The 15,889-nt window shown below is 39.7% G+C and carries 13 protein-coding genes; 9 read left to right on the forward strand and 4 right to left on the reverse strand.

Annotation, left to right across the window (positions count from 1 at the left end; all coding sequences use genetic code 11):
• The first annotated feature begins 1 nt into the window (after window position 1).
• The 4 genes from HHO47_RS01725 to HHO47_RS01740 are packed head-to-tail and all read left to right on the forward strand — an operon-like array spanning window position 2 to window position 2,079.
• The gene (locus HHO47_RS01725; RefSeq protein ID WP_169018297.1) at window positions 2-799 is read left to right on the forward strand and encodes a putative hydro-lyase; all 798 of its coding nucleotides are present in this window, start codon (window positions 2-4) and stop codon (window positions 797-799) included.
• A 12-nt stretch (window positions 800-811) separates the two neighbouring features.
• Window positions 812-1,543, forward strand: a complete 732-nt coding sequence (locus HHO47_RS01730) for a 5-oxoprolinase subunit PxpA (RefSeq protein WP_169018671.1) — start codon at window positions 812-814, stop codon at window positions 1,541-1,543.
• Between the two features lie 10 nt (window positions 1,544-1,553).
• Window positions 1,554-1,721, forward strand: coding sequence for a glutamate cyclase domain-containing protein (locus tag HHO47_RS01735; RefSeq protein WP_348981629.1), 168 nt, complete (start codon window positions 1,554-1,556; stop codon window positions 1,719-1,721).
• 49 nt (window positions 1,722-1,770) lie between these two features.
• Window positions 1,771-2,079 carry an aminotransferase class IV gene (locus tag HHO47_RS01740; protein ID WP_432651924.1) on the forward strand — a complete coding sequence of 103 codons (309 nt, stop codon included), beginning with the start codon at window positions 1,771-1,773 and terminating at the stop codon, window positions 2,077-2,079.
• A gap of 155 nt (window positions 2,080-2,234) precedes the next feature.
• Here HHO47_RS01740 and HHO47_RS01745 read toward each other — a convergent pair whose 3' ends face one another.
• Window positions 2,235-2,615 carry a VOC family protein gene (locus HHO47_RS01745; protein ID WP_169018302.1) on the reverse strand — a complete coding sequence of 127 codons (381 nt, stop codon included), beginning with the start codon at window positions 2,613-2,615 and terminating at the stop codon, window positions 2,235-2,237.
• A 180-nt stretch (window positions 2,616-2,795) separates the two neighbouring features.
• On the opposite strand from HHO47_RS01745, the gene HHO47_RS01750 reads away from it, so the two are divergent.
• Window positions 2,796-3,494, forward strand: a complete 699-nt coding sequence (locus HHO47_RS01750) for a 4'-phosphopantetheinyl transferase family protein (RefSeq protein ID WP_169018304.1) — start codon at window positions 2,796-2,798, stop codon at window positions 3,492-3,494.
• 205 nt (window positions 3,495-3,699) lie between these two features.
• Here HHO47_RS01750 and dapE read toward each other — a convergent pair whose 3' ends face one another.
• A complete protein-coding gene (gene dapE, locus HHO47_RS01755) occupies window positions 3,700-4,905 on the reverse strand; it encodes a succinyl-diaminopimelate desuccinylase (protein ID WP_169018306.1) in 1,206 nt (401 codons plus the stop codon).
• Between the two features lie 83 nt (window positions 4,906-4,988).
• The gene (locus HHO47_RS01760; RefSeq protein ID WP_169018308.1) at window positions 4,989-7,010 is read right to left on the reverse strand and encodes a TonB-dependent receptor domain-containing protein; all 2,022 of its coding nucleotides are present in this window, start codon (window positions 7,008-7,010) and stop codon (window positions 4,989-4,991) included.
• A gap of 146 nt (window positions 7,011-7,156) precedes the next feature.
• Here HHO47_RS01760 and HHO47_RS01765 point away from each other — a divergent pair, with 146 nt between their 5' ends.
• Window positions 7,157-8,014 (forward strand): helix-turn-helix domain-containing protein, encoded by an 858-nt coding sequence (locus HHO47_RS01765; protein WP_169018315.1) that lies wholly within the window; start codon window positions 7,157-7,159, stop codon window positions 8,012-8,014.
• A 69-nt stretch (window positions 8,015-8,083) separates the two neighbouring features.
• Here the strand turns inward: HHO47_RS01765 and HHO47_RS01770 are convergent, their stop codons facing one another.
• Window positions 8,084-9,442, reverse strand: coding sequence for an MATE family efflux transporter (locus HHO47_RS01770; RefSeq protein ID WP_169018316.1), 1,359 nt, complete (start codon window positions 9,440-9,442; stop codon window positions 8,084-8,086).
• A gap of 393 nt (window positions 9,443-9,835) precedes the next feature.
• On the opposite strand from HHO47_RS01770, the gene HHO47_RS01775 reads away from it, so the two are divergent.
• The 3 genes from HHO47_RS01775 to HHO47_RS01785 are packed head-to-tail and all read left to right on the forward strand — an operon-like array spanning window position 9,836 to window position 15,878.
• Window positions 9,836-12,919 (forward strand): condensation domain-containing protein, encoded by a 3,084-nt coding sequence (locus HHO47_RS01775; protein ID WP_169018318.1) that lies wholly within the window; start codon window positions 9,836-9,838, stop codon window positions 12,917-12,919.
• Between the two features lie 34 nt (window positions 12,920-12,953).
• Window positions 12,954-14,588 carry a (2,3-dihydroxybenzoyl)adenylate synthase gene (locus HHO47_RS01780; RefSeq protein ID WP_169018320.1) on the forward strand — a complete coding sequence of 545 codons (1,635 nt, stop codon included), beginning with the start codon at window positions 12,954-12,956 and terminating at the stop codon, window positions 14,586-14,588.
• 12 nt (window positions 14,589-14,600) lie between these two features.
• A complete protein-coding gene (locus HHO47_RS01785; protein ID WP_169018322.1) occupies window positions 14,601-15,878 on the forward strand; it encodes a lysine N(6)-hydroxylase/L-ornithine N(5)-oxygenase family protein in 1,278 nt (425 codons plus the stop codon).
• The last annotated feature ends 11 nt before the right edge of the window (window positions 15,879-15,889 follow it).

Here is a 15,889-nt window from a genome sequence, read left to right on the forward strand (position 1 = left end):
TATGCAACATAACGCATCACTTACTACGCCTTACGCTATTCGTAATATGATCAGAAATGAAGATTATACCGGTAGTACATCGGGTTTTGTTCCCGGCTTTGTACAGGCTAATTTAGTGATATTGCCGCAGCGCTATGCGTTTGATTTTTTACAATTTTGCCAAGTAAACAAAAAAGCGTGCCCAATCGTAGCAAGTAGCCGTACGCCTGGTGCTACCAGCATTCCAAATGTTGCTCATGATTTAGATATTCGGACTGACATACCTCGTTATCGTATTTTTAAAAATGGCCAATTGATTGAAGAAGTAACGAATATCAAAGAGCAATGGCGCGATGATTTGGTCACTTTTTTAATTGGTTGCTCGTTTTCATTTGAAGAGTCGTTAAAGTTGGCGGGTTTAGAAATACGTAATATTACGGAAAATAAAAATGTACCTATGTACATGACTAATATTCCTTGCGAAAGTGCCGGAATATTCCATGCTAACATGGTCGTTAGTATGCGACCGATGAAGCCTGCAGATGCCATTCGTGCAATCCAAATCTGTAGTCGTTTTCCAGATGTGCATGGAGCGCCAGTTCACTTTGGGGATCCAGCTGCAATAGGCATTAAAGATATTAATCGCCCTAACTTTGGTGAATCTGTCACCATTAAAGATGGTGAAGTACCGGTATTTTGGGCCTGTGGTGTCACGCCACAAGTAGCCATAGCCAATGCTGCACCTGACTTTTGTATTACACATAGCCCAGGTCATATGCTGATCACCGACATTCAAAACGCCCATATCTCGGCTTTTTAAACGGAAATAATGATGAAGCTCAATTGTGATTTAGGAGAAAGCTTTGGTGCATGGCAAATGGGCCTCGATGAAGAGGTAATGCCGCATATTGATATGGCTAATATTGCTTGTGGTTTTCATGGCGGTGATAGTGATGTTTTAGCACGTACTCTGATGCTTGCTAAACAGCATAACGTCATTATAGGCGCGCACCCCAGCTACCCTGATAAACAGGGCTTTGGTCGTCGCTCCATGGCATTAACGCCACAAGAGCTAAGCAATTGCCTGCATTATCAAATAGCCGCAATTGAAGGCATGGCAAAAGTACAAGGCCTCACTTTAGAATATGTGAAGCCACATGGCGCGTTATATAACGATATGATGGCCGATAAAACAATTTTGACCACTGTGATGCAAGCTATTGCCAGTTACCCGAGCCCTTTAAAACTAATGATTCTCGCCACTGCGAAAGCAGCGCAACATCAACAACTAGCACAACAATATCACCTTGAATTAATTTTAGAAGCGTTTGCTGATCGCCAATATACCGATGACGGTCAATTAGTATCCCGGAAAGTTGCGGGTAGTGTGCATGATAAACCTGCGCTAATAGCGCAAGTTAAACAGTTACTCGCCACTGGCTGCGTAACCACACAATCGGGCAAACAGCTGCCTTTACATGCCGATAGTTTATGTGTGCATGGTGATAACGCTGCAGGTATTGCCCTTATTCAAGAGATCAAAGCGTTATGCCACACTCGTTAAGTGATGAGCAATTCAGTCAAGCAATCGAAACTACAATATGCGCGGCATAGATATATCTGTCGATTGTGGCTGCTTTGACTTTTTTATCTCTCAAGCCGCCTGCCCAGCAATCGCGAGTGGTGATGGTGGCAACGAAATTAGTATGGGTAATTTAGCCCAACACATGGCTAACAACTAATTACACGGCTACGTCAGCTCGACGGTTTTATTAACAATGAGGATTCCCCATGAGTACGGTTTACCTAAATGGTGAGTACCTAGCAGCACAAGACGCTAAAATTTCACCAATGGATCGCGGCTTTTTATTCGGTGATGGTATTTACGAAGTGATCCCTGCTTATCAAGGCAAAATGCTAGGCTTTAATGCCCATATTGAACGAATGAATAACGGCTTAAATGAAATAACCGAAGCAAGCTCAAGTAACGTGTTTATTGTTAAAGATGGTGTCATTAGTACGCCACCGCTGGATAACCAAATATTACCCGGCATTACTCGCTGGTTTACAGTTAATATAGGGCTTCGTTATCCTTTTTAAGCCACGCCATACCAGGCATCATCATTGTATAGATCAACTTACTACTACTTTATTATAAGCCAGTTGAGCCTGTGTTTGCCACAGGCGTAATACATATTGCAAATAACGCCAATAAAGCACTTACTTTAGTCATAACTTACTATGCAAATTAACAATTAAGCGACTTCAGTAAAGCAAAATACATTGAGCTTATTACCATCAAGATCTCGAAAATAACCGACATAAAAGCCGGGCATTTCACGAGACCCAGGCGCGCCTTCGTCTGTAGCGCCAAGTTCAATTGCTTTTGCATAAAAAGCATCTACCTGTGCTGGAGTCTCGACCGACATCGCAATCATAGTGCCATTACCTACCGTTGCAGCTTCATCATTATGCGGTAGAGTCACTGAAAAACCTGGCTGATCAGCCCCTGTACTCCATGCGACAAAGCGCTCATTTTCTAAAAAACGTTGTGCCCCAAGTTCACCTAATAAATTGTCGTAAAACTCGACTGCTTTTGCCAAGTTATTAGTGCCAACCATTGTATAGCCAATCATAAAAATTCCTTATCAAAAATTGAACAATATCCAAGATAACCGTGTATTGAGGTTTAGTCCATTATTTGGGACATTAAAACTATAATTTTTAGTTATGATCATAAATAGCTTTACTTTTTTTTTGAAAAATAAAGTACTATCAGTATGTTCAAAGAAATTCATAGGGAAATTTTAGTTTTCATGAAAATACTGCAAACTACAAAACTCAGGCCACAACTGCAGTATCCATACTATTGCTGTGAGTTTGAAACCGCGAGTTTTACCGATGCAGACTTTGCGGCCCATCAAATTATTTTCCCTACACAATTGAATAAGGCTGTAGATAAAAGAAAAGCCGAATATTTGGCTGGTAGAGTGTGCGCTAAACACGTGCTCGCGGCACTTAAAATATATAATTTTGAACTAATAAGCGCAGCAGATCGTGCTCCCATTTGGCCTAATAAAATAGTGGGTAGCATTACCCATAGCCAACAAACTGCAATGGCAATGGTAGCTCACAGTACCGATATTGCAGGAATTGGTATTGATATAGAGCAACTGATGAGTGCAAAACAAGAGCTAGAGTTACAAAAGCAAATTTTGCATCCTGATGAATTTTTTCAATTTCAACGATTAGCCAAACAGGTATCACATCCATTAACCGTGATTTTTTCGGCCAAAGAAAGTGTTTTTAAAGCACTCTACCCGAGCGTTAAACAGTTTTTTGGTTTTGAAGCCGCCAAGCTCATTGCTTTTAATGAGCGGCAGCTACAATTTAAAATAACCCAAACACTCTCAGAGCAAGTGCCACAAGACACTTGTGTAACCGTGTTTTATCAATGTAACAACGAGCAAGTACTTACTGAATGCGAATTTAAACCGCTAGTTAAAAATTTTTAAGCTGCCATTTTACCCCTACGAATCATTCGTAACTAGGTTTCTAGTAGACCACTACATTGAAATAAGACATAGTACGATGGCTTCATTGCCATCAAATCAAATTTAAAAAATAACAATTTCTATTTTCAACTTGTAGCTTTTAATTATAGTTTTTAAAGCACCATCAGACTTGATATATATTTGGAAATGCAAAGGCTATGCTAGTTCATTGTTTGCAAAGTAGTTTTTTAAATAACGCAAAATAAATATTCGTTAAGGTGTTAAGCTCACTAATGTGAACGCGTTCATTTTCTTGATGGATGGTCCCATTAGTTAAACCTAACTCAATTACTTGCGGACAAATATCGCTGAAAAAACGACCATCGGAGGTGCCTCCTGCTGTTGAAGTTTGGGGAAGCAAACCAGTGCATTGATTTATGGCTTTTTTACATTCTTTTATTAGCGAAAGTTTATTTTTACTATTCTCTGCAGAGTAATAAGGCTTGCAAGCATGCGAAGTCGTTAGTGAAAAATCGTTAGTCGTTCGCGTTACAATATGAGTAACTAAATGAATTAGATCATCTTCATCGTAAGCCGTGGTATAACGAATATTTAAATTAATTATTACACTATCAGGAATGACATTATCGCTGCACAAGCCTGAGTCGATATGAGTGACTTGCATCGTTGTACCTAGCTGATTGCTATCTCTATTATCCCAGTCAAATTTCATTAAATCTTTTACAATGCTACAGGCATGGTGGATAGCATTAATACCTTGAGCCGGATAAGCAACGTGTGCACTTTTACCATTAACTTGAATGGCAAAACTCAACGCCCCCCTACGTCCAACCTTTAGCATATCACCGCATTGCTTTATTGATGTTGGTTCTCCAACAATACAATAATCCAAGTCCTGTTTTGCATCTTTAAAGTGTTTTACAATTTCACATGAGCCGAATAAAGCATCGCCCTCTTCATCGCTGGTAATTAAAAACCATAGTCGCCCAACAAAGTTCCCTTCGAGTACTAGCATCTCAGCTGCAACTAACGCAGCGGCAATACCGCCTTTCATATCTGCTATGCCTCGACCGATCAGGTAATCATTTTTAATTTCACCGGCAAAAGGTGGAGCTTGCCATTTATTAAGATTACCTACGGGCACCACATCTGTGTGCCCACAAAAACCTACATCGGGTCCATCACCATTGGATATAACAGCAATTAAATTACTCACCCCATGACTTTCAAACGTATCTATTTTAGATCCAAGCATTGATAACTTTTTTTCAATCCATGTTTGGCAACCAGCGTCATCAGGTGTTAACGATGCAAATTGCAGCAATTCACGTGCATACTCAAGTACACGACTTTGGTATTTATCCGTTAACTCAGGAGTTAAAGTAAATTGTTCATGTATGATAATGTTCACCAGATAATTGACAACGCATTAGTTTGATATGCACCAACGCTAAGTACGTTGGCGCATTTTATTACCTTATAGGGTATGACTGATTAAAAGCTATACTCGATGCTCGCTGTTAATGTTCGAGGTTTAAGGAGTGTTGCCGCATCAGTGTCGCTACTAGCACCAGTCAGGATCGATACTTCACTATCACTGTCAAAAATATTTTCCGCGGTAATCGCAAAGCGTATTGCATTAAACGTATAAGCAATTTGTGCATTTGCAATAGCATATGCATCGACTTTGCCGCGAGGAGTATTGGTTGCGTCGGAGTAATACGCATCGGTATAACGAATGTTAGCACTTACGACTAGATCATCTATTGGCGTACTCGTTACACCTAAGTCAGCAGAAAAAGCCGGCGCTCTGGCGAAATCTTTGCCTTGTATCGTTAAATCGTTATAACGATTAACTTCAGTTTGTAATAAACCAATATTTAAATAAACGTTATTATGCTGATTAAGTGCGTAATTAATGCCTGACTCAAAACCATAGGTTGTCGCTTTATCAGCATTACGAATAACCGTTGCACGAGGCCCAAGCGAGAAAGGTAATTGCATATCATCAAACTGATTATAAAATATATTAGAATTAAAGGTTAGTTGGTTATCTAGCAAGCTAGCCCGAGTAAAAATTTCATAATTTGTGACAAATTCAGCCGCATAGCTGTAGGCTTCAAAAGGGGGAGCAAATGTGATCCCGGCGCCACCGCCGTTATAAGCTTTCCCCGCTGTAACACCGATGGTCCATTCATCAGTTGCTTGCCATGCTACGGTTGCTTTTGGTAAAAACTCACGATAGCTTTCAGAGAAGTCCAGTTGCAACGGCCCCGCGCCACCAACTCGGTAACGATCTTCTTCTTCGTAGCGAGCACCGAGGGTTAAATCAACGGCATCATTGAATTGCCAAGTTAACTCAGCAAAAACCGCATCACTTTGCGTTTCATCACGAAACGTCCCACCAGCAAATAAATCAATGTATTCATCTTGGTCAGTGCGGAAAATATAAGCCGCAATAAACCCCGATAAACGCTGATCTTGACTCGTGATCCTTAAAAGGGGTTGAATAACCGTTTCTTTGCCATCAAGAGTAAGGTTTCCTTGCCCAGTTAATGCATGACGCTTAGTAGAAAAATCCGTTCTAGATATATTGAGATCAAACTCCATCTGATCTGAAATTAACCAATTCGTATCCCAAATACCATAAGTATTAATAGAGCGAAACGTAGGTTGATTAGGAAATTCGGCCTCTCGCTCTGAAAAAGGACGCACCACCCGCTCTGACTGTGGCGCTTTACCGTCGGTTCGCCCTAACGTTAAGATTGAACGCATATCATCATTAGGGGAGAATAGCAGTTTGCCGCGGATCACTTCACTTTCGTAACGGTTTGGCTCATTCTCTTCAGCATACGGAGAAAACTTTACCGCAGTCTCACTTGACTGATTATCATAAGCTAATCGAAATGCTAATACATCGTCAATTAAGGGGCCTGATAATGCTATAGAACCTACCCGTTTATCTTGCCCCCCCACCATTGCACGTACTTTACCTTGCCAGTAAAAAGTCGGATCTGCTGTCGTTATTATTACTGCGCCTGCAACTGAGTTGCGCCCTTGTAAGGTACTTTGTGGACCACGATAAACTTCAACTTGCTGGACATCCCAGAGACTCGAATTTTGGAATAAAGATTCGTTAAAACCTAAAGTACGTCCGTCAACTTGATAATTTAACCGAGGGCGAGTACCCGCAAAAAATGCATTAGCGCCTGAGGCAGGTCCGGTGCCATCAACACCACGAACTGTAGGAGCTTCATTACCTGGCTCCACGGTAACTAAATTTGGAATTTTATCTAACAAGTTATTAGTACTATTTAACCCTGGCATATTTCTCAATTCTTGCTCTGTCAGTGCAAGAACACTTGATGCTGTTTCTTGTATTGAACGTGAGGTTTTTTCACCTTGCACAGTGATCCTCTCGATCGCCAAGGTATTCTCTTCAGTTGCAGCGTGAACTGTCGCCGTCATTGTTGTTATGAACGGCAATGACCACAAAATAGTATTTATCTTTTTCACTTATCCTCCTTGCAGAAATGGTATAGGGCTATATTTTTTTATGATATAGCAATAATGAGATTGAAAATCATTATCATTGGTTGTAGTATTTATTTCAACTCCGAAAAGGCTTCAGATCAATCCAAAAACGACAAAGATACTTTTAGATGAACAACTTACTGAATAATCACAATGCATGGCACCAACCACCACCTATATTAGGCAGAGTTGTTAAAACGCAGATCTCAAATCCCTCAGGATCTATCGTGCTATGCCATTGCCAATTTGATGCCTTTGTTGGCAACGGTGATGAACAACCTAATGCCATTTTAGGCATGTGTATAACAGGGGGAGGACGTACTAAAAGAATAACTGATAAAACGAAGTTGGATGATATTTGGCGCCCAGGCCGAATAGGAATAGCTCTACCAAGCTCTGCACCTCAAGGTTTTACGCCAGCAATGGAAATGTTAGGTATTACTTTTAAACTGCATGAGCTTCCAGCTTGTCACGGTAAAAAAGTAACGACAGAAGATTTACAACAGGTTAGTAAGCAATTATTTAATGATGAGCTTGTCTCTGCAATTATGATTGCTTTATTGCGTGAAGCCGAGGTTCATGGTGGCACATCTGCATTTTTTGAACATGGTTTGTCACTTGCACTACACCATTTAGTAACAAAATCGACAGTTTGTGTTACGAGCAAAAATATTTCTAAACTAAATCATATTTTTGATTATATTGAAGCTAACCTTGGTGAGGATATTCGCGTTAGTGGCCTGTCAACACTATCAGGGTTAAATGCCAAAACATTAACTCGACTATTTCGCCAAGAAACAGGCTACACACCACATCAATACTTAACCATTAGACGCATGGAGCGCGCTAAAGAATTATTAGCGCTACACACCTCTATTACGAATATTGCGACAACCGTTGGCTATGCTAATCCGGCAAAATTTTCAGCAGCATTCTCTCGCTGGGTTGGTTGTACACCGTCCTTATGGAAAAAACAACATCATTAATCAGCAAAAATAGGCTACGGCTCGCTCATTAGCAAGTATTCGTCTATGCACTTAAAACACTAATGGCAACTATGCTTCTGATGCAACAAATAAATCCACTTTTTTATTCACTATTCTAAAGCTATTGATACTAAGAACTAACGCAGCTAATGCCAGTCCCGTGCTTAACAAGAGCCATATATTATCAACTCCGGCGCTCCCCCCCCACCAACCATAATTAACAACAAAATAGCTAAATGGCACCACGGCGAACCAATAAACCACCAATATAACTAACAGCGGACTCATAAACTCTTGTAAGCCACGTAAAATACCTGCTGCAACAATTTGAATTGCATCAAACAGTTGAAAGAGAGCAATATAGAGTAACAAACCGCTCGCCAACATCAGTACTTTTTCATCATGACTAAAAGCATGTAATATCAATTGACCAAAAGTCATAATCACTAAAGCTGCGATTACACCATACAAAAATGCAAGAGAAATAGCCGCCTTGGCAGTTAATCGACGACTTAAATAATCGGCTGCATTAGGAAGGCTTGCAATACGAATCGTTGTCGCACTACTAAGTGCTAAGGGGATCATAAAAGCGACCATCGCTATATTGATTGCAATTTGATGTGCAGCTACTTGCTTAACACCCAACGACGATGCAAAAAATGCCAATGTCGTCAATGCCAGCACTTCTACTACCAATGCGACGCCAATCGGAAAGCCATCTTTTAGTATTTTTTTCGCGTCATTATCACAACTCTTCAGAGGCGCTTTTTGAGATATTTCAGGGACTGATTTTTGCACCCAATTTCTCATCATTAAAAAGGCTATATAAGCGCTAATTGCGGTTGCAACGCCACATCCCGCTCCGCCAAGCCCAGCCATACCAGCAACGCCAAAAACCAGCACTAAATTCAATAAGGTATTAATCACGAGTAAAAAAATAACAGTTTTAACAATAGGCAGCAGTGTACTATCGCCTTCACTAATAAATCGATAAAGTAATGTATACACCAAACTTGGCATAGCAAAGGCAACACAATGTAAGTAATTCTTACAAATAGTTGCCACTGCCGCATCTGCAATCATCCAAGGAGCCAAAAACGCAAGTAATTGTACTAATAAAAAGCCAACTATAGCCAACCAAAATGCGGCTTTTTTCCCTTGTAAAAATAATCGATATATTTCACCTCTTTTATGGCTTGCAACCAGTTCAGAAGTTTTAGGAACTAACACATACATAATGCCGGTAAAAAAAATAAAGACAGGGGTCCACATACTACTACCCAGCCCGACTCCAGATAAGTCATTATAATGAAACTGCCCCGCGATCATTGTATCAATTAAACCAAGAGAGGCCTGACATAGTTGAATAAATATTAGTGGTAAGGCAAGTGCCAGTAGTGGCCGGTAAATAGTAGAAATTAGCGGCATATACCCGCCTCCTGTGGATAAAATTTGTGATAAAAGAACGCTTCAATAATCACTTTCTTGCAAAAAGAGTATATACAAAATTTAGCTACTCCCGAGTTTTATAACCCTAGCTGTGTATCAGAAATCGCATACTCATTTAGCTATTTAATGACAAACATGAACTTAATAACAGCGACTTATCCTAACTGGCTGGCCTATTAAATACAAGCGAATACGCAAATGATAATTACTTGCATTCAATAAAATATCGTATATCATCTTTATTGAACATAAATTTAAAGTGCTGTTAAAGCATCGAATAGCTAAATGAAGCGATTCACTTCATTGATTACGCAGTAATTGTTTTATCGTTTATATAAATTGGATAACGCTCAAAAAAGGAATATTGATAGGATGGCCAAAAAGTCAATTTTAAATTCGCAAGAACTCGATGATTTTGAAAAAGAATTACAGAGCCTAGGGATTATTAACACGCTAACCGAAGAAAGCATTCAACATAATCATAGCGAAAATAAGCAACCACTTTCTAGCGCTGAAGAACGGGCCTGGATGCTACACCAACAAGATCCGCTAGCCGCTTCAGGGCCATTCGCAGCGGCGTTAAAGCTCATCGGTAATATAAACCTAACACAGTTATCAACTGCATTAACACATCTATATCAAGGTGATTCAAACCTGAATGTAGTTTATGCATTGGATAACAACGGTGAGTTGAGCAAAACCCATAACACAACATACACTACCCAAATAGATATTATTCCTATCAATTCAGATGATGAGGCCATTAATTTCTTATTGCAAAAGCAAAGTATTGCTATCGATTTAGCAACTCAACCAGCTATTAAGTTTTGGTTATTGTCAAAGTCTGACAACGAAGTTGTATTAGCCATTTTAGGTCACCACATTTTACTCGATGATAGTGCTTGGAAACCTATTTTCACGGCAATCAATTGTTACTACCAAAAAAAAGACATCCCTCTCGAGATGCGAACAATTTCAACAGCAGCAAATAATGTGTCCACAACCAAACAATACTGGGCTGATAAGTATCCACAAGGATTTACTCACACTACTTTGCCAGCACATTTTTATGTAACACAGACCCACAATGCGACGGTGCATAACATTGCAACTAAACCAATTACGCAACAAACAGTAAAAGCGCATCGGTATTACACAGACATTACTACTAGCAAAATCGAAACATTAAGCATAACTGCACAGGCCTCTGCATTTCAAACACTATTAACCTTGTTTGGCTTGTATCTGAATCAACTCTTTGAGAAAACGGCTGTTGATTTATTGATACCAGTGATCAGCGCCAATGAAATTACCAATTTAAACCAAATAGAGTCTAGCTCTAACGTCATTCCGGTCACCATCACTAACTCTGAACAATCGGTCGTATCTGCGATCACCGAGCTACGTAACAATTTGCTCAACGGTATTGCTCATAACTTATCAATTGAGCAAATTTTCTCTGCAACCAAAACCCCCAGACACTCACTTCCCAACATTTTAGTTACCCAAATTGATGATGCCTCCAACCACCTCAAACTTGATGACATAGAGGTAACAACGTTAGCAGTTCCACCAATAGCTTCAGACTACGATATAACCTTAGCGATCCAATTTGAAATTGACGGCCATAGTCGATTGGAGTTAACGACGGGCGACACTATTTCAAGCACTATAGGCGCATTTTTGCTTGAACAGTTTGTGGCTTTTATCGAGAAAATTCAGATTGACGACAACATCGCCATTACTCCATTATTCAGCCGTGGATCTATGTTGGCAAACAACGATCCGACACCACACAGGGCTTCTCTTTTAAGTAAAACTATGGATGTCAATCGGCAATTCATTGCGAATGCTATTCTCGGCGAGTTTAAAAATGTGCTTAACAACCAAGAAATTGATATTAATGATGATTTCTTTGAGTTAGGTGGCCACTCACTACTCGCTACGCGTGTCATTGGCAAACTAAAAACTTTGCATCAAATTGACATCACCATTAGTGATTTTTTCAGTGCACCTTCCGCATACGCATTAGCTGACTTTGCCCAGTATTCAGAGCATTCATTGACCACTGAGGTTATCCCCTATCTTGACGAAGAAATCATTGCGCCACTATCATTAGTGCAAAAGAGTTATATGGCAACATTTGATAATGGCCGTAACTCCATGTTCAATATCCCTTTTACACTTAAATTTTCAGAGCAGGTTAACGAGAATGCGTTCCATCAAGCTTTCACTGACGTAATAACCCGCCATCATGCCCTGCGTACTTTACTTATTCAGGATCAGCACGAAACCGTTTTACAGCGGGTTATTGCTGCATCTAGTCTCAATAATTATCAATGGTTTTTTTCATCTGCGACGCAAGGAGCAAGTAGCGCCACGGAGTTATTGGCTCAAGAAGCAAACTACAGCTTTGATCTATTCAATGAATTACCGCTTAGAGTTCGATTTGTCCACGATGAGCAGGGCCAACACTATCTTTGTTTATTAATTTATCACAGTATCTTCGATGAATGGTCTACTAGCGTACTATTTAATGATCTATTTTACGCTTACAGTCAATATGTTGCAGGAAAAAAACCGACATGGGAAACAGCTGCTACGCAATTCCACCAATACGCGTTAGCACAAAACCAGTCAGACACCACAGCACAACACTTACAATACTGGCTACACTACCTAGGAAAAGTTGAGCAAGCTGCTCCTTTGTTTTATCAACAGAATAAAGCAAATGAGCAGTCAGTGGCAGGCGATTCTATAACGTTTTCATTTACTCACAGCGTATCAACTGGGCTCAATAAAATAGCAAAAATAAACAAGTCTTCACTGTTTCATGTGATCTATGCAGCGATATCTTTAGCAGTCTATTATCTAAGCTCAAGTAAAAAACTCTTGGTTGGAACCTCGACTTACGGACGAGATGATCCTCGTTATCAGGATACGGTTGGGTTGTTCACTAATGTAATACTAAATCAAGTCAAATTTTCAGAAACACTCACAGTAAATGAACTGATCAGCCAAGTTAAAAACGACATTCATGCTTCTTTACCCTACAGCGATGTACCATTTGTAAATGTTGAACAAGCAGTGGCAGCACAACCGCTTGCCACAAGTACTGACAATTTATGTGAAGTGTATATTCAGTTCCATCAACAAAATATTTTAAATACCGCCATTGCATTAGAAAACGATCATAACGTTGATTTTGAACTCCTTGAACCAGAGCGAAATATCGCCAAGTTTGGTCTACATTTTGAAGCCTATGAAAACCCACAATCTACAGATGAGGCGATTAAAGTAATACTGACTTATCGCAAATGCAACTATAGTTCTGAGCAAGCCGAGTTGATAAGAAATGTTACAGAAACGGTATTTCATTCACTAGCCCAGAACACAGAAAAGTTTGATTTAAGGTTAATGGACGTCAGAAAAGCACTGACCTGCCTCTGCTTATAATAGGTTACTAATTCGTCAACAAGGATTATCAAATATGTTTTCTGACAGAGATATTAAAAATGGATTCGTTCCTTTTCCAGCTGAGCGTGCTGAAATCTATCAGCAGTTTGGGTGCTGGGAAAATGAAACCCATATACAACTACTTGAGCGCATTAGCCAACAGTTCGGCAAACAACTCGCGGTCAGCCAAGCTGACAAAACTTTAAGCTATCAAGCGCTTTATCACTATGCGGCAAAATATGGTAGTTATCTACATAAACAAGGTATTCAAGCCGAAGATTTTGTTGTTATTCAATCTCCTAACGTTATTGAATTTTTTATAGTGCTATTTGGCTTATATTACATTGGGGCACGTCCTGTATTTTGTCTAAACGGGCATGGGGCTTATGAGATTGAAAATATTGCCATCAATAGCCGAGCTGTGGGCTACATAAAAATCAATATGGCGGGTCAAGCAGCAAAAGACGCCATGGATATCGCGCTCGGGTTTAGCAAACCCAACTTTAAACTTTGGTTTAGAGAAACCCTCACTAGCGAGACGATACTGGCGCAGTCATTTATACATCTCAGTGAAGATACACCGCACCTCGAACAGTTTAATGGTAGTGCATACGCCGTGGCTTTTTTACAGCTTTCAGGCGGAACAACGGGTCTTCCTAAATTAATCGCTCGTACTCATGCTGACTATTTATACTCAGTGCAACAGAGTGTCGCGGTCGCTAAACTAAATAGCAATAGTAAGCAGCTAATTGTGTTACCCGTTATGCATAACTTTACCATGAGTTCGCCAGGCTTTTTAGGCGCATTTTTTGTCGGTGCCAGCGTTTATTTAAGCACCGACTCCAGTCCAGCAACCTGCTTTGCTCTCATTGAAAAACAGGGTATCGAACAAGTCTCGCTGGTTCCTTCCTTGGTCAACTTATGGATTAATTCACCGCAACTTTCACGCTTTAACCTCAATAGCTTAGCAGTTATACAAGTAGGCGGAGCAAAACTACTCCCTGAGCTCGCTGAGTCCATCAACAACAAGTTGCGTGCTAAATTACAACAAGTCTATGGTATGGCTGAAGGTTTAGTGAACTTTACTCAGCTTGACGATAATCAACAGACCATACTTTATACGCAAGGTAAACCGCTATCACGCTATGACGAAATCAAAATTGTCGACGACATGGGAGAAACACTCGCTAATGAGTCCATCGGTTATATTCTCACACGTGGTCCCTACACTATTAATGGTTACTATAATTCGCCAGAGATTAATCAGCATAGTTTCACATCCGACGGCTTTTATATCACCGGTGATATAGGCTACCTTGATAAACATCAAAATATTGTTGTAACTGGGCGTGAAAAAGAGCAAATCAATCGTGCCGGTGAAAAAATTACTCCCAGTGAAATAGAAAATCTTATTTTAGGACACCCTGCGGTAAGAGATGTATCTGTTGTGGCCGTTAAAGATCCTTTATTGGGCGAGCGTTCAAAAGCACAGATTATTTTGCAACAAGATCACACGAGCCATTTATCACTGCGTGATATTCGCGTCTTTTTGATGAAAAAGAATATCGCCGACTACAAGTTACCAGATGAAATTGAACTGGTAGAAAAATTCCAATATACCCAAGTCGGCAAGGTCAACAGACGCCAGCTTAGCTGTGCAGCAAAATAATAGGATAGTCCATTGAATAATGATATTTACGATATTGTCGGCGTTGGTGTAGGCCCTTTCAATCTAAGCTTGGCCTGTATGACTGAACCATTAGCTGACATGCGCTGTATATTTTTTGACAAAAAAAGTAACTTTGACTGGCACAGTGGCATTATGCTGGAGTGGAGTACATTACAAATTCCTTTTATAGCCGACTTAGTTACTTTTGCTGATCCCACTAGTCAGTTTTCATTTCTCAACTATTTAAAATCGCAAGGGCTGCTATATCAGTATTATATTCGAGAAAACTTCTTTATTTTACGCTCAGAATATAACGACTATTGCCAATGGGCGATTGCACGGCTCAATAATGTGCATTTTGATAATCATGTAGAAAAAATAAGTTATGATGAAAAATCAAAGATTTATACAGTTGAAACACGCAGCAGCCAGAATGTATGTACGCAAGTTAAGGCCCGACATATAGTACTTGGTACTGGCACAAGTCCCGTTTTGCCTGATTTTTGCCGCTCATTCAAAGGGGACATTCATTTCAGCGCAGATTATTTAGCTCATAAGCAAGACTATAAAGATAAAAAATCCATCACTATTGTTGGCAGCGGACAAAGTGGTGCTGAAGTATATTATGATCTACTGACAGAAATCGATTTACATCAATATCAATTAAATTGGATCACGCGTTCAGAACGTTTCATTGCAATGGATTTAGGTAAATTAACGTTGGAGTTAACGTCACCAGATTACACTAACCATTTCTACAATTTACCCGCCCAAAAGCGAGATGAAATAATTCATAAACAAGCGCCGCTGTATAAAGGGATCAATCTAACATTAATTAATGACATTTATGATTTGCTGTACATTAAATCGAAAAAACTAGGAGTTTCAACACGACTAATTACCAATACACAACTCAATCAAGTTATACGAAAAGATGAGCTATTTACCTTATATTGCACAAAGCAAGATGTAGAAAAAGATTTTACTTTAGAATCTGAAATAGTCATTTTGTCGCTCGGTTATGAATATAAAATACCAGAGTGTTTACACCCCATTGCTCACCTACTCAATTGGGACAATAAAGAGCGCTTGCTCCCCAATAAAGATTACACTTTAAACAACGACAAAAATATTTATGCCCAAAATATTGGCCTTTATACACATGGTATTTCTGCGCCTGATCTAGGCATGGGCTGCTACCGAAATTCGATCATAATTAATCAAATTCTCAATCGAGAGGTCTATCCAGTCGAACACAAAATTTGCTTTCAAGAGTTTTTACCAGAGTAACAAAAGAATTA

Origin of the sequence: Pseudoalteromonas arctica, assembly GCF_012927645.1 — a bacterium.
Taxonomy (GTDB): Bacteria; Pseudomonadota; Gammaproteobacteria; order Enterobacterales; family Alteromonadaceae; genus Pseudoalteromonas; species Pseudoalteromonas arctica_A.

What these genes read in the sequence shown, in the direction of transcription:
- HHO47_RS01745 (WP_169018302.1), bottom strand. Translation starts at nt 2,615, where the DNA reads ATGATTGGCTATACAATGGTTGGCACTAATAACTTGGCAAAAGCAGTC.
- HHO47_RS01750 (WP_169018304.1), top strand. Translation starts at nt 2,796, where the DNA reads ATGAAAATACTGCAAACTACAAAACTCAGGCCACAACTGCAGTATCCA.
- HHO47_RS01775 (WP_169018318.1), top strand. Translation starts at nt 9,836, where the DNA reads ATGGCCAAAAAGTCAATTTTAAATTCGCAAGAACTCGATGATTTTGAA.
- HHO47_RS01725 (WP_169018297.1), top strand. Translation starts at nt 2, where the DNA reads ATGCAACATAACGCATCACTTACTACGCCTTACGCTATTCGTAATATG.
- HHO47_RS01780 (WP_169018320.1), top strand. Translation starts at nt 12,954, where the DNA reads ATGTTTTCTGACAGAGATATTAAAAATGGATTCGTTCCTTTTCCAGCT.
- HHO47_RS01740 (WP_432651924.1), top strand. Translation starts at nt 1,771, where the DNA reads ATGAGTACGGTTTACCTAAATGGTGAGTACCTAGCAGCACAAGACGCT.
- HHO47_RS01770 (WP_169018316.1), bottom strand. Translation starts at nt 9,442, where the DNA reads ATGCCGCTAATTTCTACTATTTACCGGCCACTACTGGCACTTGCCTTA.
- HHO47_RS01730 (WP_169018671.1), top strand. Translation starts at nt 812, where the DNA reads ATGAAGCTCAATTGTGATTTAGGAGAAAGCTTTGGTGCATGGCAAATG.
- HHO47_RS01765 (WP_169018315.1), top strand. Translation starts at nt 7,157, where the DNA reads ATGAACAACTTACTGAATAATCACAATGCATGGCACCAACCACCACCT.